The organism is Curtobacterium sp. MCLR17_044, assembly GCF_003234435.1.
Lineage (GTDB): Bacteria > Actinomycetota > Actinomycetes > Actinomycetales > Microbacteriaceae > Curtobacterium > Curtobacterium flaccumfaciens.
Genome location: NZ_QKTC01000003.1, coordinates 90,355 through 115,716, shown reverse-complemented (window position 1 = coordinate 115,716; position 25,362 = coordinate 90,355). Strand labels below are relative to the sequence as shown.

Genomic DNA, 25,362 nt, shown 5'->3' with positions numbered 1-25,362 from the left:
CCTGCCCCGCATGCACGTCATCCTGGTCCCCGGGTTCTGGCTCGACGCGAGCGCGTGGGACGACGTCGCCCCGGTGCTCCGGGAAGCCGGGCACTCGGTGCAGGCCGTCACGCGCGACGGCGACACGCTCGACGAGCAGGTCGCCGCGTTGGTCGCGATCCTGGACGACGTCGCGTCCGCCGACGAACCCGTCGTGCTCGCCGGACACTCGGGTGCCGGGCCGATCGCGTACATGGCCGCCGACCAGCGCCCGTCGCTCGTCGCGCACCTGCTCTACGTCGACACGTTCCCGGGGCCCGAGGGTGGGTGCGTCAACGACGAGCTGCCCGTGGTCGACGGGGTCGTGCCGCTGCCGTCGTGGGACATCTGGGAACCCGCCACTGTCCGAGGCATGACGCCCGAGGTCCGGCAGGACGTCGAGCACCGGGCGATCCCCGAGCCCGCCTCGGTGCCGTCGGACCGCTTCCACTACGCCGACCCGGCACGGCACACGATCCCGGCGACGATCATCACCTGCGAGATCCCCGCCGCCGAGCTGCTGGCGATGGTGGCGGACCACCAGGCCTGGGCGGCGGAGCTCGTCGCGACCGAGGAGCTCTCCATCGTCGGACTCGAGACCGGCCACTGGCCGATGTTCACGGCGCCGCAGCAGCTCGGCGAGCTGATGGTGCAGGCGCTGACGCCCAAGCCGACGCAGGCGCCGTAGGCGCGTCGCCGTCGAGTGAGCAGAAGACGTCGGGTCCCCGTCCGGCACCCGGTGTCTTCTGCACACTCGAACGCCGTGGGGGTGACCAACGGCGCCACATGAGCGGGGCGGTCTGCCGCCACGGGCCTCCAGGCCTGGAGGCGCGGCTTGCGACACGCCCGGTCCTCGCGTAACGTGGACCCCTGGTTCTCCGCGTCCGCGCGGCGGGCCCGTTGTTCCAAGCCCTCCGACCGTCGCGAACGCCGCGGTCGCGCGGTGTCCGGCTCTCCTTCGACAGGGGATGCGGACCTGGGCGGTGCACACAACCCCCTCGCACGGCCACCCCGGTGGCACTGCGCGTGTGCACCAGGCAAGTGAACTTGGGTGCGGCCGTCCGGTCGCACGGTACTCAGGAGGAAACCATGGCAGCAGTGTGCCAGGTGACCGGCGCCGTTCCCGGCTTCGGTCACAACATCTCGCACTCGCACCGCCGGACGAAGCGTCGCTTCGACCCGAACGTGCAGAAGAAGACGTACTACGTGCCCTCGCTTCGTCGTAACGTCACGCTCACGCTCAGCGCGAAGGGCATCAAGGTGATCGACGCACGTGGCATCGAGTCCGTCGTCAAGGATCTCCTCGCCCGTGGGGAGAAGATCTGATGGCGAAAAAGGGTCAGGACATCCGTCCGATCATCAAGCTCCGCTCGACGGCGGGCACCGGGTTCACCTACGTGACCAAGAAGAACCGTCGGAACAACCCCGACCGACTCGTGCTGAAGAAGTACGACCCGGTGATCCGCAAGCACGTCGACTTCCGTGAGGAGCGCTAAGCATGGCGAAGAAGAGCAAGATCGCGAAGAACAACCAGCGTGCCGTCATCATCGCGCGCTACGCCGAGCGTCGTCTCGAGCTGAAGAAGGCCCTCGTGGACCCGAACGGCACCGACGAGTCGCGTGAGGCCGCCCGCGTGGGCCTGCAGAAGCTGCCCCGCGACGCATCGCCCATCCGCTACCGCAACCGCGACGCCATCGACGGCCGCCCCCGTGGCCACCTCGGTGAGTTCGGCATCAGCCGTGTCCGTTTCCGTGACATGGCCCACCGCGGCGAGCTCCCCGGCATCACGAAGAGCTCCTGGTAAGCACTCGCAGTACACGACGCCCCGTCACCTCCTGGTGGCGGGGCGTTCGCTGTGTACGGGGTACATGCGAGCCGTCATTCGTCACATCTGCCCCTCCAGCACCCCCTCGGAGCCCCGACAACCCCGGAAATCCGGGCGAGTCGGCGGTTTTCACCCCCGGCGGCTGGTAGGTTCAACTCCGGTTCCGCCGGGCCCTCGGCCCACTGGCACCGTGGCACGGGGCACCCGCTCCGGGCGCCGGACGACACGTGCGTCCGACCGATACTGCAAGAAGTCCGAGGAGGACATCCATGGCTGACAAGTCACTGAACCGCACCGAGCTCGTCGCTGCCGTCGCCGCTGAGTCCGGCCAGAGCCAGGCCACCGTCAACGGCGTCGTCGACGCGCTCTTCAGCGTCGTCTCGTCGTCCGTCGCCGACGGCACGAAGGTCACGATCCCCGGTTGGATCGCCTTCGAGAAGACGCACCGCGCCGCCCGCACCGGCCGCAACCCGCAGACGGGTGACGCCATCGAGATCGCCGCGAGCGACTCGGTCAAGGTCAGCGCCGGCTCGAAGCTCAAGGCTGCGGTCAAGTAAGACTGTTCCGCGCATCGGGAGGGACGGCTTCGGCCGTCCCTTTCGTCGTTCCCGGGGCGCGCGGGCGCGTGGTGCGCGGGTCCTGGCCTGGAGGCCCGTGCCGGTTTGCACAGATCGGCCCGCCCCGTCCGTCGGCCGGGTGGGCACCGCCTAGGCTTGACGGGTGAATCGGATCGCGCGCATCGCCGGTCCCGCCGTGCTCCTGCTCGTCGGGTTCGTGGCGCTGCTCACGGCACTCGTCATCGGTGGGGGCGCGAACCCGGCACTCATCGCCGATCCGGGGCCCGTCGTCCGCTTCGGGCTGCCGATCGCCCGGCTCGTCGTCGACCTGTCCGCGGCCACCACGATCGGTGGGCTCGCACTGGCGACCATCGGCCTCTCGCGCTCCGGTCCCGAGTGGAACCGCGCGATCGACGTCGCCGCCGGGGCCAGTGGTGTCTGGACGGTCGCGTCGGCCGTCGCCACGTTCTGCACGTTCCTCAGCGTCGCCGGTTCGCGCATCAGCATCGACGAGCAGTTCGGGCAGTCGATGGGGGTCTTCCTCACCGGCACCGAGCTCGGGCTCGCCTGGCTCGTGACCGTCCTCGTCGCCGCGGCCGTCACGGTGCTCTGCTTCGCCGTCCGTTCGCGGGGCATGGTCGCCTTGACCGCCGGCGTCTCGATGATCGGCCTCATCCCGCTCGCGCAGCAGGGTCACGCCGCCGGCACCGCCAGCCACGACGCCGCCGTGACGGCACTGGGGCTGCACCTGGTCGGTGCGGCGCTGTGGGTCGGTGGGCTCGTCATGCTCGTGCTGCTGCGCGGGGTGCTGCCCGGGGACCGGCTGGCCGTGGTCGTGGCCCGGTACTCGAGCATCGCCCTCGGCTGCTTCGTGCTCGTCGCCGTATCCGGCACTGCGTCGGCGCAGATCCGCGTCGGGGCGCTGCCGAACCTGTTCACCCCGTACGGCACGCTCGTCCTGGTGAAGATCGGCGCGATCGTCGCCATCGGGGTCCTCGGCGCGGTGCAGCGCCGTCGGGCCATCCGTGCGCTGACCACCTCACCCGGTCGGCAGCGGCCCTTCTGGACCCTCATCGTCGTCGAGCTCGCGGTGATGGGTGTGGCGTCGGGGTTCGCCGCAGCACTCGGACGGACCGCCACCCCGGTCGACCAGATCGCCCTGAGCAAGACCACCGACCCGAGCCCGGCGGAGCTCCTGACGGACGACCTGCTGCCGCACGCGCCCGGTGCGTGGGGCTGGTTGACCGAGTGGAACATCGACCTGTTCTGGCTGATGGCCGCCGTGCTGCTCGCCGCGACGTACGTGGCCGGCGTCGTGCGACTGCGGCGGAGCGGCGTGCGGTGGCCGGCGCGTCGCTCGATCGCCGCGGCTCTGGCGGTCGTGTCCCTGGTGGTCGCGACCTCGGGCTCGCTGCATCAGTACGACCGGTTCCTGGTCTCGGCGAACGTCGGTGCCCACGTGCTGCTCGGCCTGGTGGTCCCCGCCCTGGTGTGGGCGGCGGCACCCGTCGCGCTGATCCGCGCCGCCGTGCACCCCCGGAACGACGACAGCACGGGGGTGCGTGAGTGGACCGACGTCATCGTCGAGCACCCCTCCGTGCGGTACCTGGCCCAGCCGTTCCCCGCGTTCCTGCTCGCGGCGGCCCTGTGGTGGGCCTTCTTCGCCACCGATGCCGTCCGGTGGTCGGTGAGCGACCCCACCGGTCGTACCGTCAGCGACGCCGTGTTCCTGCTGGTCGGGCTGCTGGCCGTCCCGACGCTCTGCACACCGATCCCTGCCGGGCACCGTCGCCCGACCACGGCTGCCGCCGTCGTCCGGATCGTCGGGGCGGCGGTGATCGCGGCGGGCACGGTCTCGCTCGGGATCGCGATGCGCGGGCCGCTCGGGCTGCTGCAGGCATCGTGGTTCGGCGCGATGGGCCGGACGTGGGGGCCGGATCCGCTCGTCGACCAGGCCCGGGCCGGGCTCGTGCTGATCGTCGCCGGCGTGCTGCTCCTGGTGACCGTGGTCGTGGTGGTGCTCGTGCGGCTGCGGCGTGCCGGCGGAGACCCGGTCGGCGTCGTTGACGCAGCTGCTGCCGGCGAGAAGGCTGTGGCCGGTCCGACCGCCGCCGCCGAGCCCGCTGCCCGGGTTGACCAGGGCGACCTGGACTTCGACGACGGCAGCGACGACCTCGAACCCTCGCCCGGGGCGGACGCCCGATGAGCATCGAGCTGAGCGACGAACAGCGCGCCGTCTTCGAGTACATCGAGCACACCCGAGACCACGTGTTCATCACCGGCCGGGCCGGCACGGGCAAGTCCACGCTGCTCAACCACCTGTCGTGGCACACCGAGAAGCAGGTCGTCATCTGCGCCCCGACGGGGGTCGCCGCGCTCAACGTCGGCGGCCAGACGATCCACTCCCTGTTCCGGCTGCCGATCGGACTCATCGCGGACGCCGAGCTGCGGCAGGGCCCGGACACCCGCAAGCTCCTCAACACGATCGACACCCTGGTCATCGACGAAGTGTCGATGGTCAACGCCGACCTGCTCGACGGCATGGACCGCTCGCTCCGCAAGGCCCGTGGACGGCAGTTCGAGGCGTTCGGCGGCGTGCAGGTCGTGATGTTCGGCGACCCGTACCAGCTGCCCCCGGTGCCCGGCGACGCCGACGAGCGCGCCTACTTCACCGACCACTACCGGTCGATGTGGTTCTTCGACGCCAAGGTGTGGCTCGAGGCCGAGCTCAACATCATCGAGCTCGCCACGGTGCACCGGCAGCGCGACGACGCCTTCGCCGCGATGCTCACCGCCGTCCGGCACGGCCGGGTCACCGCGGACATCGCCGAGCAGCTGAACACCGCGGGGGCCCGCCCGGCCCCGGACGACGCCATCACCCTGGCGACTCGCAACGACACGGTCGCCCGGATCAACAAGGCTGCCCTCGAGCGGCTGCCCGGCAAGGTGAAGACCGCCAAGGCCGACGTGAACGGCGACTTCGGTGGACGGAACTTCCCGGCCGACGAAGCCCTCGAGCTGAAGCCCGGCGCGCACGTGATGTTCCTGCGCAACGACGCCGACCAGCGCTGGGTGAACGGCACCCTGGGCATCGTGACGGCCATCCGCGACACGGTGTGGGTCGACGTCGACGGCGAGTCGTTCGAGGTCCAGCCGTCGGTGTGGGAGAAGTTCAAGTACTCGTACGACGCGGACAAGAAGGAACTCAAGAAGGACACCGTCGGAGAGTTCCAGCAGTTCCCGCTCCGACTGGCCTGGGCCGTGACCATCCACAAGTCGCAGGGCAGCACCTACGACCGGGCCGTGGTCGACCTCGGCAACCGGGTGTTCAGTGCGGGCCAGACGTACGTGGCGCTGTCACGGCTGACCTCCCTCGAGGGGCTGTTCCTCACCCGGCCGCTCCGGCCGCAGGACATCATCGTCGACCTGGACGTCCGACGCTTCATGTCCGAGGCGCCCCGCATCGTCGCCACCGAGCTCGAGGCCTCGAAGAAGCAGCCCGACGCCGACTCCGACGCCGACTGACGCGTCCGTCGCCGACTCCGACGCCGACTGACGCGTCCGACTGACCCGTTGGGTCCGCTTCGGCCGCACGCCGCCGACACGCGCGCCTGTATGCCCGGACGCACACTGCCGAGCGGTCACGACTCCCCGCTCAGGTGCGTCGGGAGTGCAGTCGAGCGGGAGCGTCAGGCGCGCGCCGCACGCAGTGCGCGGAGGTTCTCCTTGTCGGCGCCGAGCGCGGTGAGCAGCAGGAGCACACCGACGATGGCGTGGAACACGTTGTCCGTGGTGTTGAGGGCGAAGACGTTGGCCGAGGTGTCGACGAAGACGAAGCCGTACACCGCGAAGAGGACGAGCAGGGCGCCGACGAGCAGGTTGCCGTTGCGCGATCCGACGGTGTTGCCGAGGCCGGTGATGAGCAGCACCGCGGCGAGCAGCACCCACACCAGGCAGAGCGCCGGGTTGACGCCGAACGCGTTCCACAGCATGCCGCCCTGGCGGTTGAAGAAGCCCGGGTCGCCGTCGGCGGCGAAGAAGAAGCCCAGGACGCCCCAGAGTGCGAGGACGCCGCCGGCCGTGAGTGCGAGACCCCGGTTCGGCGAGGCGATGATGCCCGGTTCCTTGATGGCCACTTCGGTTTCCTCCTCGTACACTGCCGACGCGACGTGCGTCGGTCCCGCGTGGTGCGACGGCCCGGCGGGGATCACCGATCCCCTCGTGTCAGCGCGCAGTGCACGGCCGACGGGGGTGCGGTTCCCAGCCTCCGGCCGGTGCTCCAACGGTATCGTGTCGGACCCCGACCGACCCAATCGCAGCGCCGCCGCCAGTCGTGCGACGAGCCCGACGACGACCACTCCGAGGAGGACCAGCCCGGTGACCTTGACACCCGAGCGCAGTGCATCCGAGTCGCGCGGACCGTGGGTCTCGCGGCGGGGGCGGTGGGCTGCGCTGGCGGCTCTGGGGTTCGTGATCGTGCCTCTCGTCTACGGGGTCGCGGTGCTGACCCCGGTCGGTCAGAAAGCGGAGGACGCCGCGCTCGGCGGGGTCCGGGAGTCCGACCTGTTCAGCTCGGACACTGCGCTCAACGTCATCTCGGTGCCGGTGATCCTGTTGCTCGTCGTCGTGATCGTCGCCGTGGCGTTCGCCAGACGGCGGCTCTCGGTGGGACTCGGCGCGGGGGTCGTGGTGCTCGCGTCGGCGGCCACCTCGACGCTCGTCAAGCGTATCGCCGTGCGCCCTGAGATCGCTCAGTCGACGACGCCGAACTCGTTCCCGTCCGGGCACGCGACGATCGCACTGGCGGCGCTGTTCGCGGTCCTGATGGTCACGCCTCGTCGGTTCCGCCCGCTGGTGACCATCGTCGGCGCCGGGTACGCGGTCTTCGTGGCGAACCAGACCGTGGTCTACGGCTGGCACCGGGTCAGCGACATCATCGGTGCCTGCGCGATCGCGATGTTCTGGCTCGGGATCGTCCGCGCGGTCGGACCCCGGGTCGACCGCGGGCTCCGGGGCGACCGTGACGGTCGGCGGGGGCCTCGGCGGGTGGTGAGCGTCGTGCTCCTCGTCGCCACCGGGCTCACGCTGGTGATCGGTGTCGCGGCGCTCGTGGTCGGCCTGACCGGTGACGGCGCGTACGACCACGCCGCGATCCTGGTGGCGGGGCGGTTGGCGTCCAGCGCGAGCGTCCTGGCGGTCGTGACCGTCGTGTGGTTCCTCGACGGGATGCACCACGCCGCGCGCACCGACCCGGCCACGCTCGCCCCCTGACCCGGCCACGCTGCCGACCGCCCGCTGACCCGGGGAGTCGAGCCGGGCCTCCAGGCCGCCCGTCCGACGGGCGCGAGCCTGGCGGGAATGCCACGCCGTGCGCTACGTTGTACCCAGCAAGTCAATGCAAACGCATCGATATCGCGAAAGGCGGCGCATCATGCAGTTCGGCATCTTCACGGTCAGTGACGTCACGACCGACCCCACGACCGGCACCACGCCGGACGACACCCGGCGCGTCCGCGACATCCTGACGATCGCCGAGCACGCCGACCAGGCCGGGCTCGACGTCTTCGCGACCGGTGAGCACCACAACCCGCCGTTCGTGGCCTCGTCGCCGACCACGCTGCTCGCCTACCTGGCGGCGAAGACGAAGGACATCACCCTGTCCACGTCGACGACCCTGATCACCACGAACGACCCGGTGCGCATCGCGGAGGAGTACGCGATGCTCCAGGTCGTGTCCGACGGCCGCATGGACCTGATGATGGGCCGCGGCAACACCGGCCCCGTCTACCCGTGGTTCGGGCAGGACATCCGCCAGGGCGTCAACCTGGCGATCGAGAACTACGCGCTCGTCCGCCAGCTCTGGGAGAACGACGTCGTCAACTGGCAGGGCAAGTTCCGCACGCCGCTGCAGGGCTTCACCTCGACCCCGCGTCCGCTCGACGGTGTCCCGCCGTTCGTCTGGCACGGCTCGATCCGCACGCCGGAGATCGCCGAGCAGGCCGCTTACTACGGTGACGGCTTCTTCCACAACAACATCTTCTGGCCGATCCAGCACACCGAGCAGATGGTCGGCCTGTACCGCCAGCGCTTCGAGCACTACGGGCACGGCCGTGCCGACCAGGCGATCGTCGGGCTCGGTGGGCAGTTCTTCGCGCGGAAGAACTCGCAGGACGCGATCAACGAGTTCCGGCCCTACTTCGACAACGCCCCGGTCTACGGCCACGGCCCCTCGATGGAGGACTTCACCGCCCAGACCCCGCTCACCGTCGGTTCGCCGCAGCAGGTCATCGACCGGTACGCCGCGATGAAGGACCACGTCGGCCACTACCAGCGCCAGCTGTTCCTCATCGACCACGCCGGTCTGCCGCTCAAGACGGTGCTCGAGCAGATCGACATCCTGGCGACGGACATCGTGCCGGAGCTGCGCAAGCTGAACGACGAGGGGCGCCCCGCCGACGTCCCGTCGGACCCGCCGTCGCACGCGGCACGCGCCGCTGCCGCGATGGCGGCCGGCACGGTCGGCAGCGACCACGTCGCCGCCGAGGACGAGTGGACGGGCGCGTCCGTCTGACGCTCGCTTCGTGAGCAGGAACGGTCGGGTCCCGCGAGGTGACCCGACCATTGCTGCTCACCATGCGTGGTGGGCGCGACCCACAGGCGGACGGGAGGCCCGGTGCCAGCTGGCACCGGGCCTCCCGTCCGTCTCGGCGCGCGTGCCCGGACCGCACTCGCCTCACGGGGTCAGCGACACCTCACGGGATCGCTGGTGCGTGAGCTGTCGCTCAGCGCGTGAGGTCGGCGACGGGGCGGGCCGGCACGAGCTTGAGGCCGACGACGCACCCGACGATGCCGGCGATGAACAGCAGGCGCAGGACGGTGACGGGCTCCGCGCCGGTGGCCATGCCCCAGAGCACGGTGAGGGCGGCGCCGGTCCCGGTCCACACCGCGTACGCCGTGCTGATCGGGATGTGCTTCAAGACGTAGCCGAAGGCGACCAGGCTGATCACGATCGTGACGGCGAACACGACCGTCGGGCGGAGCTCGGTGAAACCGTCGCTCTCGCCGAGGGCGGTCGCCCAGACGGTTTCGAGCGCGGCGCTGACGAACAGGACGATCCAGGCCACGTCAGCTCACCACCTTGAGGCCGATGACGCACGCCACCAGGCCGAAGACCAGGGCGAGGCGGGCGAAGGACGCGGCCTCCTGTCGACGGAGGATCGCGACGACCACGGTCAGGGACGCCCCGATGCCGACCCAGACGGCGTAGGCGGTGCCGACGGGGATGCTCTTCATCGCGAACGCCAGCCCCACCATGCTCAGCGCCATCCCGGCGACGAACACGATCGTGGGGACGACCTTCTTGAAGCCGTTCGAGGCGCTGAGGGCGGTGGCCCAGACGGCCTCGAGCACGCCGCTGAGCACGAGGATTGCCCATGCCATGACGATGTCCTTTCCTGCGGGAGTCGTTCGTTCTCGTTGTCGTACGACTGTGCGACAACGAACTCGACGGTAGCACGAGTTGGTACGACTGTGCGAGTATGGCGTCGTGGCCAGGAGCATGGACGTCGACGAACGGCGCCGCACCGTGTCCGAGGCGGCGTGCCGGGTCCTCGTGCGCGACGGGCTCGGAGCGTTGAGCGTGCGGAACGTCGCCGCCGAGGCGGGGCTGCCGCCGAGCACGGTCCGCTACACGTTCCCGACCCAGGCGAGCGTCCGCGAGCACACCATCACGCTCGTGTTCGACCGGATCCGCGAGCGCATCGACGCCATCCCCGCTGACCTGACGCCGGCCCGACGCGCACGCCGGATCGTGCTCGAGCTGCTGCCCCTCGACGAGGAGCGGGTCGTCGAGCTCGAGGTCTACCTGGCACTCGGCAACGCCGCGCTCACCGACGTCGGGCTCCGGCCGACGCTCGACCGGACCGTCGCGGCGATGCGGACGTGGTGCGAGGAGGTCCTCCGGTTGCTCGGGGTACCGGCGGACGACCGGGAGTACGAGGCCTGCCGTCTGCACGCGCTCCTGGACGGGCTCGCGATGCAGGTCGTCCGACTGGCTCCGGGGGAGTCCGGCGACTGGGCGATCGACGTGCTCGACCGGCACCTGGACGGCGTCACCGCGGGTTGAGCCGCCCCGTGCGCAGCCCCGGGCAGGAGGCGTCACCTATCCTGTCCCGGTGACGACGACCACGCGGCCGCCGCAGCGCACCCGGAGCCTCACCGGCCCCGGCCTGGTGCTGCTCGCCGTCGTCGTCCTGCTGGGCATCCGGCTGTTCTCCCCGAGCATCGGGTCGACCGGGCTGCCGGACGTCGTGCAGGACTTCCTCACGCTGGCGATCAGCGTCGTCGTCGAGTCCCTGCCGTTCGTGGTGCTCGGCATCGTGCTGTCGATCGTCGTCGAGGTCTGGGTGCCGGTCGGCGCGCTCGAGAAGGTCCTGCCGCAGAACGCCTTCGGCCGTCGTGCCGTGATCTCCCTGATCGGCATGCTCTTCCCGGTGTGCGAGTGCGGGAACGTGCCCCTCGCCCGCGGCCTGATGATGCGTGGGTTCACGCCGGCCGAGGCCGTCACGTTCCTCGTCGCGGCCCCGATCCTCAACCCGCTCGTCATCATCAGCACCGCGCAGGCGTTCGGTTGGTCCGGGTGGATCCTGCCGGTGCGCATCGTCGGCGGGTTCGTCATCGCGAACCTCGTCGGCTGGATCGTCGCCGCGCACCGCCGTCCGGCCGACCTGCTGCTCCCCGCCTTCGAGGCCCGGTGCCGTGCGGCCGTCGGAGCGCCCCGCGGCCTGCACCGCTGGCGGCAGAGCGCCGCGCAGTTCGGCGGCGAGACGGCGACGATGATGCCGGCACTGTTCGTCGGTGCCGGCCTGGCCGCGGCGATCCAGGTCGCCGTGCCCCGATCGACCCTGGTGGCCGTCGGCTCGAACCCGGTGCTGTCCGTCGCGGCGATGATGCTGCTGGCGATGACGGTGTCGCTCTGCTCGAACGTCGACGCCTTCTTCGCGCTGTCCTTCGCGTCGACGTTCCTGCCCGGGTCGATCACGGCCTTCCTGATCATCGGGCCGATCATCGACGTCAAGATGATCGCCCTGCTGCGCACGACGTTCCGGGTCCGCTTCCTGGTGCTGCTGTCCGTCGTGTGCGTCCTGTTCGCCGGAGCCGTCGGGTTGGTGATGAATGTCCTCGTCTGATGCACGCAGCAACGCGGCCGCGTACCTGGGTCTCGGGTCGGTGTTGGTCGCCGCCCTCTGCACGCTGTGGCTCGCGCTGGTCGGGCACCTCGACCTGTACATCAACCCGCGCTACTCGGTGTTCACGGTCGTGCTCGCCGCCGTCGGGGTGCCCGCGTCGATCGCCGGACTGGTGGCCATCGCGCGCGGGTACGGTCACACGCACGCCGACGAAGCGGACGAGCCCGACGACGCCGGCGCGCACGGGCACGCCACCGCCGCCGACGAGCACGCCGCCGACGCCCACGAGCCGCGCCCCGGCCGTGGTCGCGCCGTCCGCCTCGTCCTCGGCGGAGCCGCCGCCGTCGTCACGATCGGCGTCACCGTCGCGATGCTCGTCCTGCCGCCGACGACCCTGTCCGCCCGCACCGCCCAGCAGCGGAGCGTGGACTCCGCGACCCTGTCCAACGCCACCGGCTCGGAGTCCGCGGTGCAGCTGCTCGGCAGCGAGGGCGTCGACACCTCGGAGTACGGCGTCAAGGACTGGGCCGCGCTGATCCGGCAGACCACGGACACCACGGCCCTGGTCGGCAAGCAGGTCGAACTGACCGGCTTCGTGGTGCCCGGCGACGACGGGTCCTTCACCCTCACCCGCTTCGTGATCAGCTGCTGCGCCGTGGACGCGCAACCGGTCGGCCTCGGTGTCGTGACCGGCGACGGCGACGGCACCGGGACCGTCCCCGACGAGGGCCAGTGGGTCACCGTCCGCGGAGCCCTGGCCGCCAACCCGGACCAGTCCGCCGACGCCCGCATCGTCGTCAAGGCCGCGAAGATCACCGACATCGCGCAGCCCGAGGACCCGTATGAGTTCTGAGCGCCGCGGAGACCAGCACCACGGTGACCAGCGCCGCGAGCGCCGCCCCGTCGCACACCGCTTCCACCGCCGGTACGTCGCCGTCGTGGTGGTCCTCGCCGTGGTCGCCGCGCTCGCCGCGGTCGTCGGCTCGCAGCAGGGCCCGCGGCTCCGCGACGTGTCCTACGACGCGACCGGCCTCGTCACCCGGCCGGCCCAGCGGGTGATCCTGACGGCCAACCAGGCGCTGCAGAAGGTCGCCGCCGCCGACGTCCGGGTCAGCCCGGCTGCGGCGCACACCGTGACCTCGAGCGGCAACACCATCGCCGTCGAGTTCGCCGGACCCCTGGCGTACGACCGCGAGTACACCGTGACGGTCGCGGACGTCCGGGCACCCGGGCAGCGCGCCACGTCCGACCTGACCGCGGCGATCCGCACCGGCAGCACCGACGTGCTCGCACTCGTGCCGGGGCAGGCCGGGGCGAAGGACCGCATCGTCCGGCGATCCCTCGACGCGGGCGGCGCCACGACGGTCTACGAGGGCACCGCGATCTCCGAGTACGCCCGGCTCGGCCGCTCCCTGGTGGTCGTGAGCGGCACGGACGCCAGCTCGTCCGTGGACATCGTGGCGCTGAGCGGTGGCGTGCAGGACGCCGACGCCCCCGTCGAACACCTCACCCTGCCGACCTCCGAGGGTCGCGTCACGGCGCTCCACGTCGCCGACGACGGTGCCTCGTTCGGGTTCGAGTACGCCGACACCTCGACCGGGCAGTCCCGGAACACCGGCCTGTACGTGGTCGACATGACGGGTACGCACATGCCCACGGCGATCGCGGCGAACGGCAAGCCGAAGACGGGGGCCGTGCCGATGACGGTCGGGCAGTGGGCCTACGTGCCGCGCACCGAGAGCGCACTGGTCCGGACGGGCAGCGACGACCTGGTGCTCGTCGACATGAGCGGGCGTGCCGACCCGGTCCGGCTCGGCAGCGCCACCTACCTGCACGGCTTCGTCGGCACCGGCACCACCGCCGTCGTCGAGACGGGCACCGGCATCGAGCGGCTGGACCTGACCGACGGGTCGAAGTCGGCGCTGCAGGCGCCCGCCGCGAGCACCGATGCGGCCGTCCTCGGCCGCATCGCCCAGCTGTCCGACGACACGTACCTGCGGGTGCTGGGGGACGTGCGGTCGGACGGCACCATCGCGGCACGGATCGTGCGCGTGGACGGGGGACGGGCCTCCCGGCTGCCCGTGACGATCCCGGACGACGCGAGCGTCACCGCGGTCTGCCCGTCCCCGAACAGTCAGTTCGTCGCGGTCGCGACGAAGTCGGCGACCGGCGAGCTCGTGAGCATCGTCGACGCGGCCTCCGGCGCACTCGAGGCGAGCATCGACGCGGGCTCCGTCGACTGGTGCGGCGCGCTGCCGTCCGGTGACGAGGTCGGCTGACGGAACCGAGACGACAGACAGGAGGCCCGTTGCCAGCCGGCAACGGGCCTTCCGTCTGTCAGGTGGTGACGACTACGCCAGCGTGGCCGTGTCGATCACGAAGCGGTAGCGGACGTCCGAGGACAGCACGCGCTCGTAGGCCTCGTTGATCTGGTCGGCGCTGATGAGCTCGGTCTCCGGGAGGATCCCGTGCTCGGCGCAGAAGTCGAGCATCTCCTGGGTCTCCTGGATGCCGCCAATGGCGGAACCCGCCCAGCTGAGCCGACGCGGGATGAGCGCGAAGGCCGGCACCTCGAGCGGCTCGGACGGAGCGCCCACGTTGACGAGCGTGCCGTCGACCTTGAGCAGGCCGAGGTAGGAGCCCATCGGGATCTTCGCCGAAACGGTGTTGATGATCAGCTCGAAGGAGTTCGCGAGCTTCTCGAACGTCTCCGGGTCCTTCGTCGCGTAGTGGGCCTTCGCGCCGTAGCGGAGCGAGTCCTCCTGCTTCGAGGTGGTCTGCGACAGGACGGTGACCTCGGCGCCGAGCGCGACGGCGATCTTGACGGCCATGTGGCCGAGCCCGCCCATGCCGACGACGGCGACCTTGGTGCCGGGACCGGCGTTCCAGTGGTGCAGCGGCGAGTAGGTGGTGATGCCGGCGCAGAGCAGCGGCGCGACCTTCTCGATGTCGAGCGACTCGGGGACACGGAGGACGAAGTCCTCGTTCACCACGACGGCCTGCGAGTAGCCGCCCTGGGTGATCGAGCCGTCGGCCGGGTCGACGCTGGCGTAGGTGCCGATGTTGCCCTTGAGGCAGTACTGCTCCTGGCCGGCGACGCAGTTCTCGCACTCGCCGCACGAGTTCACCATGCAGCCGACGCCGACGCGGTCGCCGACCTTGTGCTTGGTGACGTTCTCGCCGACCTCGGTCACGTGGCCGACGATCTCGTGGCCGACGACCTGCGGGTACTGGATGGGGCCCCACTCACCGCGGACGGTGTGGATGTCCGAGTGGCAGATGCCGGCGTAGGCGATGTCGATCGCGACGTCGTCCGGGCCGACGTCCCGACGGGTGATGGTGGTCTTGACGAGCGGCTCGGTCGCTGACGGTGCCGCGTACGCGTTGACGGTGCGCAATGATCTCCTCGTGGGGGTGGTGCGTTGCGGGCCGGTTCCGGCCCGGAACCAGTGTGCGCGCAGCTGCGGCCGGGTGGGAGGTACAACCAGGACACCCCTGTGCCCGCGGACGGGCGCGTCGCGGCGTTCTGCTCGCTCAGGCGAGCCGGGCCAACCGCTGCCCGGCGATCGTGGCGAAGCGCAGCGGGTCGGCGAGGGCGTCGTCGGGCTCGCCGGTGGTCTGCGTCGCGAGCACGGTGAGCGACGCCGCAGCCGCGTAGTCGTCGAGCGGGGCCTCGATCGCGCCGGCGACGAGCATCGAGCGGGCTCCGGGAGCGTGCGCCGCGGTCAGGTCGCGGACCACCGAGGGCACCTTGCCGACGGCGCTCTGCCCGTCGAAGCACCCTTCGCCGCTGATCACGACGTCGGCACCGTTCACGTCGGACCCCTCGAGCAGCGCCGGCAGCCCGAGGACCTCGGCGACGGCCGCGGCCCCACCGGCGAGCGTGGCGCCCCACACCAGCAGGCCGAACCCGACACCGCCGGCGGCTCCGGCGCCCGGGGTGTCCGGGTCGACGTCGGGGAACCGCGCGACCCAGGTGGTGAGCCGGTCGTCGAAGGACGCCACACGGTCGGGCGTGATGCCCTTCTGCGGGCCGAAGACCGCGGCGGCACCGGTCGGACCGAGCAGCGGAGAGGTCACGTCGGTGAGCACGGTGACGCCGAGCGGGGGGAGTGCCCGGAGGCCGTCGGTGCCGGCTCCGTCGCTGTCGAGTCCGAGCGCCTCGAGCACCGGACGCCCGCCGTCGGTGGACGCGCTGCCCCCGATGCCGAGCACGAGTCCCGTGGCCCCTGTGTCGAGCGCGGCGGCGATCGCCTCGCCGAACCCGCGGCTCGTCGCCGTGTCCGGCATCGGTGCGTCGAGCAGGGGGAGGCCGCTCGTCGCCGCGAGCTCCACCACCGCGCGGCCGTCGGGCAGCCGCAGCCAGTGGGTGTCGACCGGTGTCCCGGCCGGCCCGGTCACGGTGACGGGCACCCGGACGGCCCCGGGGACGGCGGTCTCGAAGGCGTCGAGCGTGCCCTCGCCGCCGTCGGCCATCGGGACGAGCACCACGTCGTCGTCGGGGCGTTCGGTCAGCCAGCCGGCACGGACCGCCGCAGCGATCGACGCCGCCGTCGCGGTGCCCTTGAACGAGTCCGGAGCCACGATGATGCGCACGGCTCCCACCGTAGCGGCCGGTCGCCAGGCGACGGCGTGCGCAGAAGACGACGGCGTGTGCGCGGGTGTGAGACGCCGGTGTGTGCGCAGGACGCCGCGTCGTCCGCGAGACGCCTCCGGATTCGGCGGCGTCTCGACGACATGACGGCGTCGAACGAACACGCCGGCGTCTCGCGAACGACCGCGCGCTGGCGTCAGAGCGGGGGCGCGGCGACCGGCTCCGGCAGGGCGAAGCGCGGGTGCGGCACGCCGCCCATGGCGAGGTCCGCGAGCATCTCGCCGAGCAGCGGCGCGAACTTGAAGCCGTGCCCGGAGAACCCCGTCGCCACGGTCAGCGGTCCGACCCGGTCGATGACGAAGTCCTCGTCGGGGGAGTTGTCGTACAGGCAGCTGATGAACGTCGGCTTCGTCGCGTCGGCCCCCGGCACGTACCGCGCGACGTACGCCTGCAGTCGCTCGGCCTCGGTCGGCACGGGCATGAAGTCCCGGTGGTCCGGGTCGACGATCGGCCCGGTGCCGTGGAACCCGACCTTGACACCCTCGCCCGGCGTCAGCAGCCCGTACACGTCGTCGCCGTCGGCCCAGTGCACGAAGCTCGGCCAGGCCGCGTCCGGCAGGTGGCTGGGGAAGTGGGCCGGCTGCTCCTGGGTGACGCGGATGGCCGGGAGGCCCGCCCCGCGTCCGGTGAGCAGCTCGCCGACCAGCGTGGGGGCCCACGAGCCCACCGCGGCCACCACGGACGCGGTGCGGACGGCGCTGCCGTCGGACAGCGTCACGGTGACGTCGTCACCGTGGTCCTCGAGCCCGGTGACCCGCGTGTCGAACCGCAGGTCGGCGAGACCGGTCTCTTCGGCCAGCGTGAGGAACACCTCGATCGTCCGGTCGGAGCGGATGCGCCCGGCCGAGGGGTGGGCCAGCACGCTCCCCTCGAACGCGATGCCGGGCCAGCGCGCCGCCGCCTGGTCCGGCGTGAGCGAATCGTGCGGGATGTCCGCGTCGGCGAGGGCCGCGGCGATCGCGTCGACGACCTCGGGCCGACCGTGGTCGACGGCACCCGTGCGGACGATGAGCTCTTCGCCGGAAGCGGCCTCGAGCGCTTCCCACAGCGCCAGTGCGCGGGCGGTCAGCGCGACGTACTCCGGGTCGGCGTAGCCCTGCCGGAAGATCCGGGTCGCACCGTGCGAGGACCCGAGGTGGTGGCCGCGAGCGTGCTGTTCCACGAGCAGGACGCGCTCGCCGCGGGCGGTGAGGGCGTACGCGGTCGCAGCGCCGACGACCCCGGCACCGATGACGACCACGGGTGCGATGGGTTCGGGGGAACCGGAGGAGGAGGACATGCGGCGAGCGTACGTCCGACGGAGCGAGTGACGGGAATCGAACCCGCGCTACCAGCTTGGGAAGCTGGAGTTCTACCATTGAACTACACTCGCGCGCCCCGCAGAACGGGACTCGGCAAGCCTAGCGGATTCTCGCCTGGAAGCCAGCCGGCCGCGCACCGTACGCCGTCTCGCGGGCGCGTGTCGCGCCTCCCGAGTCTCCGCTGTGAGGGTGGGCGCCTGACGGACAGGTGTCGCCCCCGTGTGTACCGTCCAGGGAGTTCCAGCCCCGAACCGAGGAGGACCCGGATGGTCAGGCATCCCCTCATCGACGACGTGGTCGGCTCGGCGATCGTGGTCGAGTCCGCCTCGCCCGTCGTGTGGCTGACGGACGCGCTCGCCTCGCTGCTCCGTCGGTCGGCGGACGCCGGACGGACGGTCGTGCTCCGCACCGGCCGGGCCGCGGCGATCACCCCGGCACTCCGTCATGCGCTCGGCGCGTACGGCGCCGCGTGGGCGGTGTCCGACTTCGACGGCACGCTGCGTGACGGCCGGACCGGCGTCGCCGCATCGGACATCGAGGACTTCGTGCACCGCGGCCCCGAACTCGTGGGCACCCCGTCGCCCGAGCACCCCGTCTCGGCCGACTCGGTGCGACAGATCAGCATCGACCTGACCCTCCGCCACCACCCCGGGCGTGCGGTCGACATGGGCTCCGCGATCGAGGCGCTGTGCCACACGGTCGGCACCTGCCCGACGCGGTGGGGCACCGCCGAACCGCTCACCGTGCCGTGGGACCGCTGGGTCGTCACGCAGTACGCGAAGCACGAGGCACCCGGCATCTCGACCTCGTACGCCGTCGGCGAGGGGTTCTCCGCGACGATGACCGCGCACCTGGTCGGCGGGGTCGTCGTCGAGACGATGTCCGCCGTGCTCACCGTGCCCGAGGAGAACACCGACCCGGGGCTGGCGAACCGGATGTTCGACGCCGTGCAGCGGGTCGCCGACCAGGTCGTCCCGGTGTTCGGCGTGGTCATGCAGCGCCGCGGCGACGCCGACCACCTGGTGCGGGCCGTCTCGCACGGCGAACCGTCGCCGCTCGCCGTCGTCGTGGGCCCCGAGGCCGCCGGCTTCCTGGACCGCGACGGCGTCTGGCCGCCACCGCGCACCACGACCGCGACCTTCGCAGCCGGCTCGGCCGCCCGCCCGGATGCCGACGCCGCTGACGACGGCGGCATGATCGTCCGCTTCGAGGACGGCTGGGAAGCGCTCGAGTCGTTCCTCGACCGCATCGACGAGGACCGCTTCCTGCAGCTGGTCGGTGGCGCACCGCTCGACCCCGCGCACGACGAGGGCACGCTCGACGGCCACGTCCGCGACGACCGGATGGTGGGCGGTCAGGGTGCCGCGTGACGTCACCATCCTCTGCCGCCAGCCGGTGGAGACGCGCGAGGTGGCGGAGGCGCTCCTGCTGCACGACGAGACCTGGGGTGTCCGGGCGCTCGACGACGGCCCGATGATGCAGGTCTGCCGTGACGCCACGCACCCGGTGATCACCGTGCTCGGCGTGCGCCGAGTGGACTCCTTCGACGAGGTCGAGCGGATCCTGCCGGACGCCCCGACCCTGGCGACACCGCTGTGGTGGGTCGACACCGTGACCCCCGCCGGCCCCGACGGGGAATCGGGGATCTCGGCCGCGCTCGAGGCCGCGATGGACCTCGACGCGGTCTGCATCGTCCACGGGGACTGACCGGGGCAACGCCCGCCGTGTGACCCGTGCTGCGGGTCAGTCCCGCTTGCTCATCGCCGCCAGGCGCTCGTTGTACGCCTTGAGGTCGGCGTCACCGTCGCGGTCGGCCTTGCGGTCGAGGCGCTTCGCGTCGCGCTTGTCCGAGCGCATCCAGTTCCGGACGACGAGCAGGGCCACGAACACCATCGGGAGCTCCGAAGCGCCCCAGGCGATGCCGCCGCCGGTGTGCTGGTCGTCGAGCAGTGCGGCGTCGTTGGTCTGGCCCAGCGCGTGGAACCAGTCGATCGCGAACACCGACTGCGACGTCATGACCGCGACGCCGAAGAACGCGTGGAACGCCAGGGTGGCCAGCAGGGTGATGATGAGCATCGGGTACGGCGGGCGCTGGGGGCCCGGGTCGACACCGACGAAGACCCAGAAGAACAGGTAGCCGCTCAGGACGAAGTGGATGATCATCGCGACGTGCCACTCGTGCGACTGCATCGCGGCCTGGTACGCCGGCGTGAAGTAGAACACCACGAGGGACCCGGCGAAGATGATCCCGGCGACGGCGGGCTTGCCGAGGAACTGCATCCAACGGGAGTGCACGAAGAGCATGAGCCACTCGCGGGCGCCGCGTGAGCCGTCGTTCCGGACCGGCAGAGTGCGGAGCGCGAGCAGCACCGGGCCGCCGAGCACGAGCGGCAGCGGGACGAACATCATCAGCAGCATGTGCTGGAGCATGTGCGACGAGAAGTGGATCATGCCGTACACGGCAGGGCCGGCCGACGTCGTCCAGATGAACAGGGCGCAGCCGATCAGCCAGGCGATGGTGCGCCCGACGGGCCAGGCGTCGCCGCGCTTCCGCAGCTTGCGCACCGCCAGCAGGTACCAGACGGCCCCGACGACGGCCAGACCGAGCCACACCCAGTCGATGTGCCACTGGGTCAGGTAGGTCTGCGTGGTCTGCGCAGGCGGGAACGGGAACCCGATCAGGCCGGAGCGGGTGTCCTCGCCCGTCGCCGGGGTCTGCGGGATCGGCGGCTGCGAGCGGGACACGGCGACCGAGACACCGATGGCCACGGCCATGAACACGATCTCGGCCAGGGCGAACCGGGTGAACAGGCGGCGGTCGAGCGGCGCGCGGAGGAGCCCGGGCACGAGCTTCCGGCGCTGCACGATCCCCGCGACGCCGAGCAGCACGAGGATGAGCGCCTTGACGGTGATGAGCCAGCCGTACGTGGTCGTGAACAGGTCGAGCGGGCCGGTCAGACGCAGCGACGCGTTGACGATGCCGGAGAACGCCACGGCCCCGAACGACCAGCCGGCGAGCGTCGAGTACCGGGCGATCACGCGTCCGGTCGCGCCCTTGGTGCGGGTGCGGAGCAGGACCACGGCGACCAGGCCACCGGCCCACACGCACACCCCGACCAGGTGGATCGCGAGCGAGTTCACCGCGTTCGCGTGCTCGAGCGACCCGGCGGCGTGACCGGACAGGGCCAGGGGGAGCAGGGCGAACAGGCCGATCACGGTGGCGAACGCCAGGGTCGTCACCCGGGTGGCGAAGGCGGCCACCACCGTGGCGACGAGGATCGCGGCAGCCGAGACCACGAGCGCCTGGCCGATCTCGACCTGGAACGCGAAGAGCATGAAGTTGCGGGCGAACACCGGGCTGGTGAGCGGGACACCGAGGGTGTTCGCGCCGGTCAGGACGATGCTCACCGCGGCGGCCAGGAACCAGACGGCGCCGGTCGCAGCAGCCCACCGGGTCGCACGGTGCTGCACGCTGGACAGGGCGCCGTGGTCCTTCTTCTGCGCGGGCAGCGCGAAGGCGGCGACGATGAGGAGCCCGATGGTCAGCGCCGCCATCGTGTCGTGCACGACGCGGGCGATCGGCAGGCCGTACTCGACGACCTCGCCGGCGGACACCAGCTGCTGACTCGCGCTGAAGGCACCGGTGATCGTCAGCCCGAGGATCGAGCACGCGACGGCCAGCGGGATCGCGATGACGAGGACCGTCGCGACGGTGGACGAGCGCCCGGTGGTGGGGGCGGCGTCCGGCGCTGACCCCGTGGGCTGGGTTTCGGGTGACGTGACGGTCATGACCGTCCAATCGTAGGCGTGTCGGCTGGACGGCGGCCCCTCGGATGCGCGCTCAGACCCGCCGTTCCCAGATGCCCTCGCAGCCGACGCCGACGAACCCGACGGCCTCGTTCACGTCGAGCATGTGGCGGTTCTCCTCCGCGTTGAACGTGATGACCGAGGGACGCCCCGGGAACCGCCGCTCGAGCTCCTGGATCCCGACGACCTTGAGCAGCCAGCCGAGCCGGTGGCCGCGGTGCTCGCGGAGCACCAGGGTGTCCCACTGCTGTGCCGGCCGTGCGGGGTCGTCCGGCACGGACAGCTGCGTGAAACCGGCCAGGGTGGTCGTCGGCACGTGCTCGACGGCCACGGTGAGCAGGGTGCGCGGTGCCCGGGCGAGCTCGTCCTCGTGCTCCCGGAGCCGTTCGGCGGTCCAGACGTCCTCGGGCTCCTCCATGTCCCCGGCGGGCGCGTCGGTGCTCATCCGGGTCTCGAGCAGGGCGATGCCGTCGAGCCACTGCTCCGGCGTGCGACCGGTCCAGGCGTGCACGCGGTACTCCGGCCCGGCGGCAGCAGACGCCCGCTCGTGCAGTCCGCGCACCACGGATGCGTCGGCGGGCAGCGGGAGCCGGCTGATCCGGTTCACCTGGCCGAAGTGCCAGCCGCGGGCGGTCAGGAACCGCACCCCGGCCTCGTCCTCCGGGACGGCGCCGAACCCCGTCGGGGCCTGCACGTACCCGGGACCGGACGCGGGCCCGACCTGCCGCGAGACGGCGTACGTCTTCCACTGCGTGCGGCCGTCGGCGCGGGCCATCGACTCCAGGTGGTCGGCGAGCAGCGTCCCGACACCGCGGCGCTGGTGCTCGGGGACGACGCCGACCGACAGCCAGCAGTTGGTGGTGCCGGGCTCCTGCTTCGTGTCGTACGAGCCCGCACCGACCACGGTGCCGCGGTCGTCGCGGGCGACGACGAGCCGGCTCGGGGCACCCGGTTCGCGGCACAGCGGCAGGTACTCCTCCGGCGTCCAGGCCAACTCGTGCAGCCCGTGCACGGCGGCTTCGGCGCCGTCGGACACCGCGAGCCACTCGGCGAAGGTCGCGACGGTCGCCGGGTCGTCGTCCATCGAGGCGGGCACCGTGATCTCGTCGACGGTGTACGTGCTCATCACTGCTCCGAACGCCGCCCGCGCGGGCGGTGGGCAGCCTGGCAGCATACCGGCGCAACGCCCGCTGCCGCTAGGCTTCGTCCGTGCTGCTCTCCGACCGCGACATCACCGCCCAGCTCGCCGAAGGCCGGATCGGCCTCGACCCGTACGACGCCTCGCTCGTGCAGCCGTCGAGCATCGACGTCCGGCTCGACAAGTTCTTCCGGCTGTTCGACAACCACAAGTACCCGCACATCGACCCCGCGGTGGACCAGCCCGACCTGACCCGCCTGGTCGAGACCGACCCGGACGAGGCGTTCGTGCTGCACCCGGGTGAGTTCGTCCTCGGTTCCACGTTCGAGGTCGTGACGCTGCCCGACGACATCGCGGCGCGGCTCGAGGGCAAGAGCTCGCTCGGCCGCCTCGGCCTCCTGACCCACTCGACCGCGGGCTTCATCGACCCCGGGTTCTCCGGGCACGTGACGCTCGAGCTGTCGAACGTCGCGACCCTGCCCATCAAGCTCTGGCCGGGGATGAAGATCGGACAGCTGTGCTTCTTCCAGCTGTCGAGCCCGGCCGAGAAGCCCTACGGTTCCGCCGAGTACCAGTCCCGCTACCAGGGTCAGCGTGGCCCGACCGCGTCGCGCTCGGCGCTGAACTTCCACCGCGCGGACGTCTCCGACCCCCGCTGAGGTGCGCCGCTCCGGCGGCGGACGAAATGTTGGATGCTGTGTATCGTTGCAGCATGTCCGCTGTCCCCCCACGGTCCGCCCCGCCACTGTCGGCCGCGGTGCTCATCCGCGACGCCCGTGAACGCGCCGAACTGACCCAGGTCCAGCTCGCCCAGCGCGCGGGCGTCACGCAGAGCGTCATCAGCACGTACGAGAACGGTCGGCGCGAACCGTCGCTCGCCGCCCTGCAGCGGATGCTCCGCGCGGCGGGCTTCACGACGACGATCGACCTGCAACCGGTCGAGGAACCCCCGCCGCTCCTCGAGCGCGTGGTCGCGGCCCGGCAGGACCTCATCGAGATCGTGCAGCGGTTCGGTGGGCGGAACCCCCGCATCTTCGGCAGCGTCGCCCGGGGTGAGGACGGCCCGGACAGTGACGTCGACCTGATGGTCGACGTCGACGCGGGGCTCGGCATCTTCGCGCTGATGCGCATCCAGGACGCCGCCGAACGGTTGCTCGGAGTCCGCGTCGACGTCGTCGACGCCGCGGGCATGCGCCCCGGGGTCGTCCGGACCGCGGTGCCGCTGTGAGCGGGCAGCCCGGCATCCGCCGTGCCGTGGCCGACCGCCTCGACGACGTCATCCGGGCGTGCGAGGCGATCCGGCGCTACATCGACGACGAGCGGGTGCCCGAGGACCTGGTGCACGACGCGGTCCGGATGCGCCTGGTCGAGATCGGTGAGGCGGTCCGGGTGCTCCCCGCCGGGGTCACCGCGAGCGAGCCCGGCATCCCGTGGTCGCGCGTGTCCGACCTGGGGGAGCGGCTGACCCGGCGGTACTTCGACACGACGCGTGCGCTGGTGTTCGGCACCGCCCGCACCGACGTGCCGCACCTCGCCGACGCCGCGCGCCGGTTGCGCGCTGCCCACCCCTGACGGACGCGGGCACGGAGCGGGCGCGGCCACGTGCCCTGGGCGGAACACGGGGCGGACTGGAGGCACGGATCACGACGTACACCGAGCCTCCCGTCCGCGTGTGGCCGGCCCCCGGACGACGCAGGACGGCCCCGTCTCGCCGAGGCGAGACGGGGCCGTCCGTGGTGCTGGGGAGATCAGCCCTTCTTGGCGAGCTCCTCGAGGGTGTCGTTGCCCTTGTAGGCCTCGACGGCGTTGTCCTTGGTGACCAGGACCGGCGTGAGCTCGATCGCGGGGACCGTCTTCTTGCCGTTGTAGTTGTTCGTCTTGTCCATCTTCGTGTCGGGCTTGTCGCCCTTCGACAGCGTGGAGACGAGGTCGACGGCCGCCTGGGCCTCCTTCGACGTGTCCTTGAAGATCGTCGAGTACTGCGTGCCCTGCATGATGAGCGGGATGGACGCGGTCTCCGAGTCCTGGCCCGTCACGACGGGGTTGTCCTTGCCGGCGGCCTTGGTCGCGGTGAGGATCGCACGGGCGAGGGTGTCGTTCGGCGACAGGACGCCGTCGAGCTCGGTGTCACCCGTGTAGTACTGCGAGAGCAGGTCGGTCATGCGCGACTGGGCCTTCTGCGCGAGCCAGCCCTGCGTGACGACCTTCTGGAACGTGGTCTGACCGGAGACGACCTTGATGGTGCCGTCGTCGATCTTCGGCTGCAGGACGTCCATCGCACCGTTGAAGAACACGGTCGCGTTGGCGTCGTCCGGCGAACCGGCGAAGAGCTCGACGTTGTACGGCTTGTCGCCCTTCTTCTCCTCGAGGCCCTTGAGCAGCGCCTCGGCCTGGAGCTGGCCGACCTTGAAGTTGTTGAACGCCACGTAGTAGTCGACGTTCTTCGTGTTCAGGATGTTGCGGTCCCAGGCGATGACGACGGCGCCACGGTCCTTGGCGGACTTGACCTGCGCGGTCAGCTGCGAACCGTCGGCGGCACCGATGATGACGGCCTTGGCGCCCTTGGTGATCATGCCCGAGATCTGCGACTGCTGGTCGGGCACCGGGTTGCCGGCGTTGGCGTACTGGATGTCGGCCTTGAAGCCGGCGTCCTCGATCGACTTCTTGAACGCGGCGCCCGCGAGGACCCAGTTCTGCGAGGTCTTGGCCGGCAGGGCGACGCCGATGAGGTCGCCCTTCTTGATGGTGCTGGTGCTGCCGGCGTCGTCGGACGAGCCGCGTGCCGAGCAACCGCTGAGGGCGAGGCCCGCGATGAGCGCCAGGCTGAGGCCGGCGACGATCTTCTTGCGCATGTGAGTGCTTTCTCTTCGTTGA

27 protein-coding genes and 1 tRNA gene are annotated in these 25,362 nt (G+C 71.4%); 18 read left to right on the top strand and 10 right to left on the bottom strand.

Going from position 1 to position 25,362, the window contains the following annotated elements; genetic code table 11:
* The first annotated feature begins 10 nt into the window (after positions 1 to 10).
* The 7 genes from DEJ04_RS03235 to DEJ04_RS03205 all read left to right on the top strand — a co-directional run bounded on the left by DEJ04_RS03235 (position 11) and on the right by DEJ04_RS03205 (position 5,925).
* Complete coding sequence (locus tag DEJ04_RS03235) at positions 11 to 706, top strand: alpha/beta fold hydrolase (protein WP_111046230.1); 696 nt, start codon at positions 11 to 13, stop codon at positions 704 to 706.
* Between the two features lie 401 nt (positions 707 to 1,107).
* Positions 1,108 to 1,344, top strand: coding sequence for a 50S ribosomal protein L28 (gene rpmB, locus DEJ04_RS03230; protein WP_027464952.1), 237 nt, complete (start codon positions 1,108 to 1,110; stop codon positions 1,342 to 1,344).
* A complete protein-coding gene (gene rpmG / locus DEJ04_RS03225) occupies positions 1,344 to 1,514 on the top strand; it encodes a 50S ribosomal protein L33 (RefSeq protein WP_017886456.1) in 171 nt (56 codons plus the stop codon). The genes rpmB and rpmG overlap by 1 nt, the downstream gene beginning before the upstream one ends.
* 2 nt (positions 1,515 to 1,516) lie before the next feature.
* Positions 1,517 to 1,822, top strand: a complete 306-nt coding sequence (gene rpsN, locus DEJ04_RS03220; RefSeq protein WP_017886455.1) for a 30S ribosomal protein S14 — start codon at positions 1,517 to 1,519, stop codon at positions 1,820 to 1,822.
* Positions 1,823 to 2,112: 290 nt separating this feature from the next.
* The gene (locus tag DEJ04_RS03215) at positions 2,113 to 2,400 is read left to right on the top strand and encodes an HU family DNA-binding protein (RefSeq protein WP_017886454.1); all 288 of its coding nucleotides are present in this window, start codon (positions 2,113 to 2,115) and stop codon (positions 2,398 to 2,400) included.
* Positions 2,401 to 2,563: 163 nt separating this feature from the next.
* Positions 2,564 to 4,606, top strand: a complete 2,043-nt coding sequence (locus tag DEJ04_RS03210; protein WP_111046229.1) for a cytochrome c oxidase assembly protein — start codon at positions 2,564 to 2,566, stop codon at positions 4,604 to 4,606.
* Positions 4,603 to 5,925, top strand: coding sequence for an ATP-dependent RecD-like DNA helicase (locus tag DEJ04_RS03205; protein WP_111046228.1), 1,323 nt, complete (start codon positions 4,603 to 4,605; stop codon positions 5,923 to 5,925). Before DEJ04_RS03210 ends, DEJ04_RS03205 begins: the two co-directional genes overlap by 4 nt.
* Positions 5,926 to 6,089: 164 nt before the next feature.
* On the opposite strand, the gene DEJ04_RS18340 is transcribed toward DEJ04_RS03205, so the two are convergent.
* Complete coding sequence (locus DEJ04_RS18340) at positions 6,090 to 6,536, bottom strand: DUF4383 domain-containing protein (RefSeq protein WP_181435863.1); 447 nt, start codon at positions 6,534 to 6,536, stop codon at positions 6,090 to 6,092.
* Between the two features lie 241 nt (positions 6,537 to 6,777).
* Between DEJ04_RS18340 and DEJ04_RS03195 the strand changes: the two genes are divergently transcribed.
* Entirely contained in the window at positions 6,778 to 7,671 is an 894-nt protein-coding gene (locus tag DEJ04_RS03195) for a phosphatase PAP2 family protein (RefSeq protein WP_181437719.1), read from the top strand.
* 160 nt (positions 7,672 to 7,831) lie between these two features.
* Positions 7,832 to 8,971: a CE1758 family FMN-dependent luciferase-like monooxygenase gene (locus DEJ04_RS03190; RefSeq protein WP_071404914.1), complete on the top strand. Its 1,140-nt coding sequence runs from the start codon at positions 7,832 to 7,834 to the stop codon at positions 8,969 to 8,971.
* Positions 8,972 to 9,182: 211 nt separating this feature from the next.
* On the opposite strand, the gene DEJ04_RS03185 is transcribed toward DEJ04_RS03190, so the two are convergent.
* Both DEJ04_RS03185 and DEJ04_RS03180 read right to left on the bottom strand, forming a co-directional pair.
* Entirely contained in the window at positions 9,183 to 9,524 is a 342-nt protein-coding gene (locus DEJ04_RS03185; protein ID WP_111046227.1) for a multidrug efflux SMR transporter, read from the bottom strand.
* A 1-nt stretch (position 9,525) separates the two neighbouring features.
* Positions 9,526 to 9,840 (bottom strand): multidrug efflux SMR transporter, encoded by a 315-nt coding sequence (locus DEJ04_RS03180; RefSeq protein WP_027464946.1) that lies wholly within the window; start codon positions 9,838 to 9,840, stop codon positions 9,526 to 9,528.
* Positions 9,841 to 9,946: 106 nt separating this feature from the next.
* On the opposite strand from DEJ04_RS03180, the gene DEJ04_RS03175 reads away from it, so the two are divergent.
* The 4 genes from DEJ04_RS03175 to DEJ04_RS03160 are packed head-to-tail and all read left to right on the top strand — an operon-like array spanning position 9,947 to position 13,867.
* On the top strand, positions 9,947 to 10,525 hold the full coding sequence (locus DEJ04_RS03175) for a TetR/AcrR family transcriptional regulator (RefSeq protein WP_258371293.1): 579 nt from the start codon (positions 9,947 to 9,949) through the stop codon (positions 10,523 to 10,525).
* A gap of 49 nt (positions 10,526 to 10,574) precedes the next feature.
* Positions 10,575 to 11,588, top strand: coding sequence for a permease (locus DEJ04_RS03170; protein ID WP_071246228.1), 1,014 nt, complete (start codon positions 10,575 to 10,577; stop codon positions 11,586 to 11,588).
* Positions 11,575 to 12,441: a TIGR03943 family putative permease subunit gene (locus DEJ04_RS03165; protein WP_111046225.1), complete on the top strand. Its 867-nt coding sequence runs from the start codon at positions 11,575 to 11,577 to the stop codon at positions 12,439 to 12,441. The genes DEJ04_RS03170 and DEJ04_RS03165 overlap by 14 nt, the downstream gene beginning before the upstream one ends.
* Positions 12,431 to 13,867 carry a hypothetical protein gene (locus DEJ04_RS03160; RefSeq protein ID WP_111046224.1) on the top strand — a complete coding sequence of 479 codons (1,437 nt, stop codon included), beginning with the start codon at positions 12,431 to 12,433 and terminating at the stop codon, positions 13,865 to 13,867. The genes DEJ04_RS03165 and DEJ04_RS03160 overlap by 11 nt, the downstream gene beginning before the upstream one ends.
* Positions 13,868 to 13,939: 72 nt before the next feature.
* Here DEJ04_RS03160 and DEJ04_RS03155 read toward each other — a convergent pair whose 3' ends face one another.
* The 4 genes from DEJ04_RS03155 to DEJ04_RS03140 all read right to left on the bottom strand — a co-directional run bounded on the left by DEJ04_RS03155 (position 13,940) and on the right by DEJ04_RS03140 (position 17,614).
* On the bottom strand, positions 13,940 to 14,986 hold the full coding sequence (locus tag DEJ04_RS03155; RefSeq protein WP_111046223.1) for an NAD(P)-dependent alcohol dehydrogenase: 1,047 nt from the start codon (positions 14,984 to 14,986) through the stop codon (positions 13,940 to 13,942).
* A gap of 136 nt (positions 14,987 to 15,122) precedes the next feature.
* Positions 15,123 to 16,184 carry a glycerate kinase gene (locus DEJ04_RS03150; protein WP_111046222.1) on the bottom strand — a complete coding sequence of 354 codons (1,062 nt, stop codon included), beginning with the start codon at positions 16,182 to 16,184 and terminating at the stop codon, positions 15,123 to 15,125.
* A 194-nt stretch (positions 16,185 to 16,378) separates the two neighbouring features.
* The gene (locus DEJ04_RS03145) at positions 16,379 to 17,521 is read right to left on the bottom strand and encodes an FAD-dependent oxidoreductase (RefSeq protein ID WP_111046221.1); all 1,143 of its coding nucleotides are present in this window, start codon (positions 17,519 to 17,521) and stop codon (positions 16,379 to 16,381) included.
* A gap of 22 nt (positions 17,522 to 17,543) precedes the next feature.
* Positions 17,544 to 17,614: transfer RNA gene (locus DEJ04_RS03140), tRNA-Gly, on the bottom strand.
* 195 nt (positions 17,615 to 17,809) lie between these two features.
* On the opposite strand from DEJ04_RS03140, the gene DEJ04_RS03135 reads away from it, so the two are divergent.
* Both DEJ04_RS03135 and DEJ04_RS03130 read left to right on the top strand, forming a co-directional pair.
* Positions 17,810 to 18,913: a DUF6177 family protein gene (locus DEJ04_RS03135; RefSeq protein ID WP_111029676.1), complete on the top strand. Its 1,104-nt coding sequence runs from the start codon at positions 17,810 to 17,812 to the stop codon at positions 18,911 to 18,913.
* Positions 18,903 to 19,250, top strand: a complete 348-nt coding sequence (locus DEJ04_RS03130; protein WP_027464937.1) for a hypothetical protein — start codon at positions 18,903 to 18,905, stop codon at positions 19,248 to 19,250. The genes DEJ04_RS03135 and DEJ04_RS03130 overlap by 11 nt, the downstream gene beginning before the upstream one ends.
* A 36-nt stretch (positions 19,251 to 19,286) precedes the next feature.
* Here DEJ04_RS03130 and DEJ04_RS03125 read toward each other — a convergent pair whose 3' ends face one another.
* Together DEJ04_RS03125 and DEJ04_RS03120 are read right to left on the bottom strand one after the other, a co-directional pair.
* Positions 19,287 to 21,332, bottom strand: a complete 2,046-nt coding sequence (locus tag DEJ04_RS03125; protein ID WP_111029677.1) for a cytochrome c oxidase assembly protein — start codon at positions 21,330 to 21,332, stop codon at positions 19,287 to 19,289.
* Between the two features lie 52 nt (positions 21,333 to 21,384).
* A complete protein-coding gene (locus DEJ04_RS03120; protein WP_181437718.1) occupies positions 21,385 to 22,476 on the bottom strand; it encodes a GNAT family N-acetyltransferase in 1,092 nt (363 codons plus the stop codon).
* 83 nt (positions 22,477 to 22,559) lie between these two features.
* On the opposite strand from DEJ04_RS03120, the gene dcd reads away from it, so the two are divergent.
* Genes dcd through DEJ04_RS03105 form a run of 3 tightly spaced genes read left to right on the top strand, consistent with a single transcriptional unit; the run spans position 22,560 to position 24,060 of the window.
* Positions 22,560 to 23,147, top strand: a complete 588-nt coding sequence (dcd, locus tag DEJ04_RS03115; RefSeq protein WP_111046219.1) for a dCTP deaminase — start codon at positions 22,560 to 22,562, stop codon at positions 23,145 to 23,147.
* A 53-nt stretch (positions 23,148 to 23,200) separates the two neighbouring features.
* On the top strand, positions 23,201 to 23,716 hold the full coding sequence (locus tag DEJ04_RS03110) for a helix-turn-helix domain-containing protein (RefSeq protein WP_110864943.1): 516 nt from the start codon (positions 23,201 to 23,203) through the stop codon (positions 23,714 to 23,716).
* The gene (locus tag DEJ04_RS03105; protein ID WP_084740843.1) at positions 23,713 to 24,060 is read left to right on the top strand and encodes a DUF86 domain-containing protein; all 348 of its coding nucleotides are present in this window, start codon (positions 23,713 to 23,715) and stop codon (positions 24,058 to 24,060) included. The genes DEJ04_RS03110 and DEJ04_RS03105 overlap by 4 nt, the downstream gene beginning before the upstream one ends.
* Positions 24,061 to 24,236: 176 nt before the next feature.
* On the opposite strand, the gene DEJ04_RS03100 is transcribed toward DEJ04_RS03105, so the two are convergent.
* Positions 24,237 to 25,340: a sugar-binding protein gene (locus tag DEJ04_RS03100; RefSeq protein WP_110864942.1), complete on the bottom strand. Its 1,104-nt coding sequence runs from the start codon at positions 25,338 to 25,340 to the stop codon at positions 24,237 to 24,239.
* Positions 25,341 to 25,362 lie beyond the last annotated feature (22 nt).

Bases quoted from the DNA above. Each gene is read 5' to 3' on its own strand.
- DEJ04_RS03235 (WP_111046230.1), top strand. From the start codon at position 11: ATGCACGTCATCCTGGTCCCCGGGTTCTGGCTCGACGCGAGCGCGTGG.
- rpmB (WP_027464952.1), top strand. From the start codon at position 1,108: ATGGCAGCAGTGTGCCAGGTGACCGGCGCCGTTCCCGGCTTCGGTCAC.
- rpmG (WP_017886456.1), top strand. From the start codon at position 1,344: ATGGCGAAAAAGGGTCAGGACATCCGTCCGATCATCAAGCTCCGCTCG.
- rpsN (WP_017886455.1), top strand. From the start codon at position 1,517: ATGGCGAAGAAGAGCAAGATCGCGAAGAACAACCAGCGTGCCGTCATC.
- DEJ04_RS03215 (WP_017886454.1), top strand. From the start codon at position 2,113: ATGGCTGACAAGTCACTGAACCGCACCGAGCTCGTCGCTGCCGTCGCC.
- DEJ04_RS03205 (WP_111046228.1), top strand. From the start codon at position 4,603: ATGAGCATCGAGCTGAGCGACGAACAGCGCGCCGTCTTCGAGTACATC.
- DEJ04_RS03190 (WP_071404914.1), top strand. From the start codon at position 7,832: ATGCAGTTCGGCATCTTCACGGTCAGTGACGTCACGACCGACCCCACG.
- DEJ04_RS03180 (WP_027464946.1), bottom strand. From the start codon at position 9,840: ATGGCATGGGCAATCCTCGTGCTCAGCGGCGTGCTCGAGGCCGTCTGG.
- DEJ04_RS03165 (WP_111046225.1), top strand. From the start codon at position 11,575: ATGTCCTCGTCTGATGCACGCAGCAACGCGGCCGCGTACCTGGGTCTC.
- DEJ04_RS03160 (WP_111046224.1), top strand. From the start codon at position 12,431: ATGAGTTCTGAGCGCCGCGGAGACCAGCACCACGGTGACCAGCGCCGC.
- DEJ04_RS03145 (WP_111046221.1), bottom strand. From the start codon at position 17,521: ATGTCCTCCTCCTCCGGTTCCCCCGAACCCATCGCACCCGTGGTCGTC.
- DEJ04_RS03135 (WP_111029676.1), top strand. From the start codon at position 17,810: ATGGTCAGGCATCCCCTCATCGACGACGTGGTCGGCTCGGCGATCGTG.
- DEJ04_RS03125 (WP_111029677.1), bottom strand. From the start codon at position 21,332: ATGACCGTCACGTCACCCGAAACCCAGCCCACGGGGTCAGCGCCGGAC.
- DEJ04_RS03120 (WP_181437718.1), bottom strand. From the start codon at position 22,476: ATGAGCACGTACACCGTCGACGAGATCACGGTGCCCGCCTCGATGGAC.
- DEJ04_RS03110 (WP_110864943.1), top strand. From the start codon at position 23,201: ATGTCCGCTGTCCCCCCACGGTCCGCCCCGCCACTGTCGGCCGCGGTG.
- DEJ04_RS03100 (WP_110864942.1), bottom strand. From the start codon at position 25,340: ATGCGCAAGAAGATCGTCGCCGGCCTCAGCCTGGCGCTCATCGCGGGC.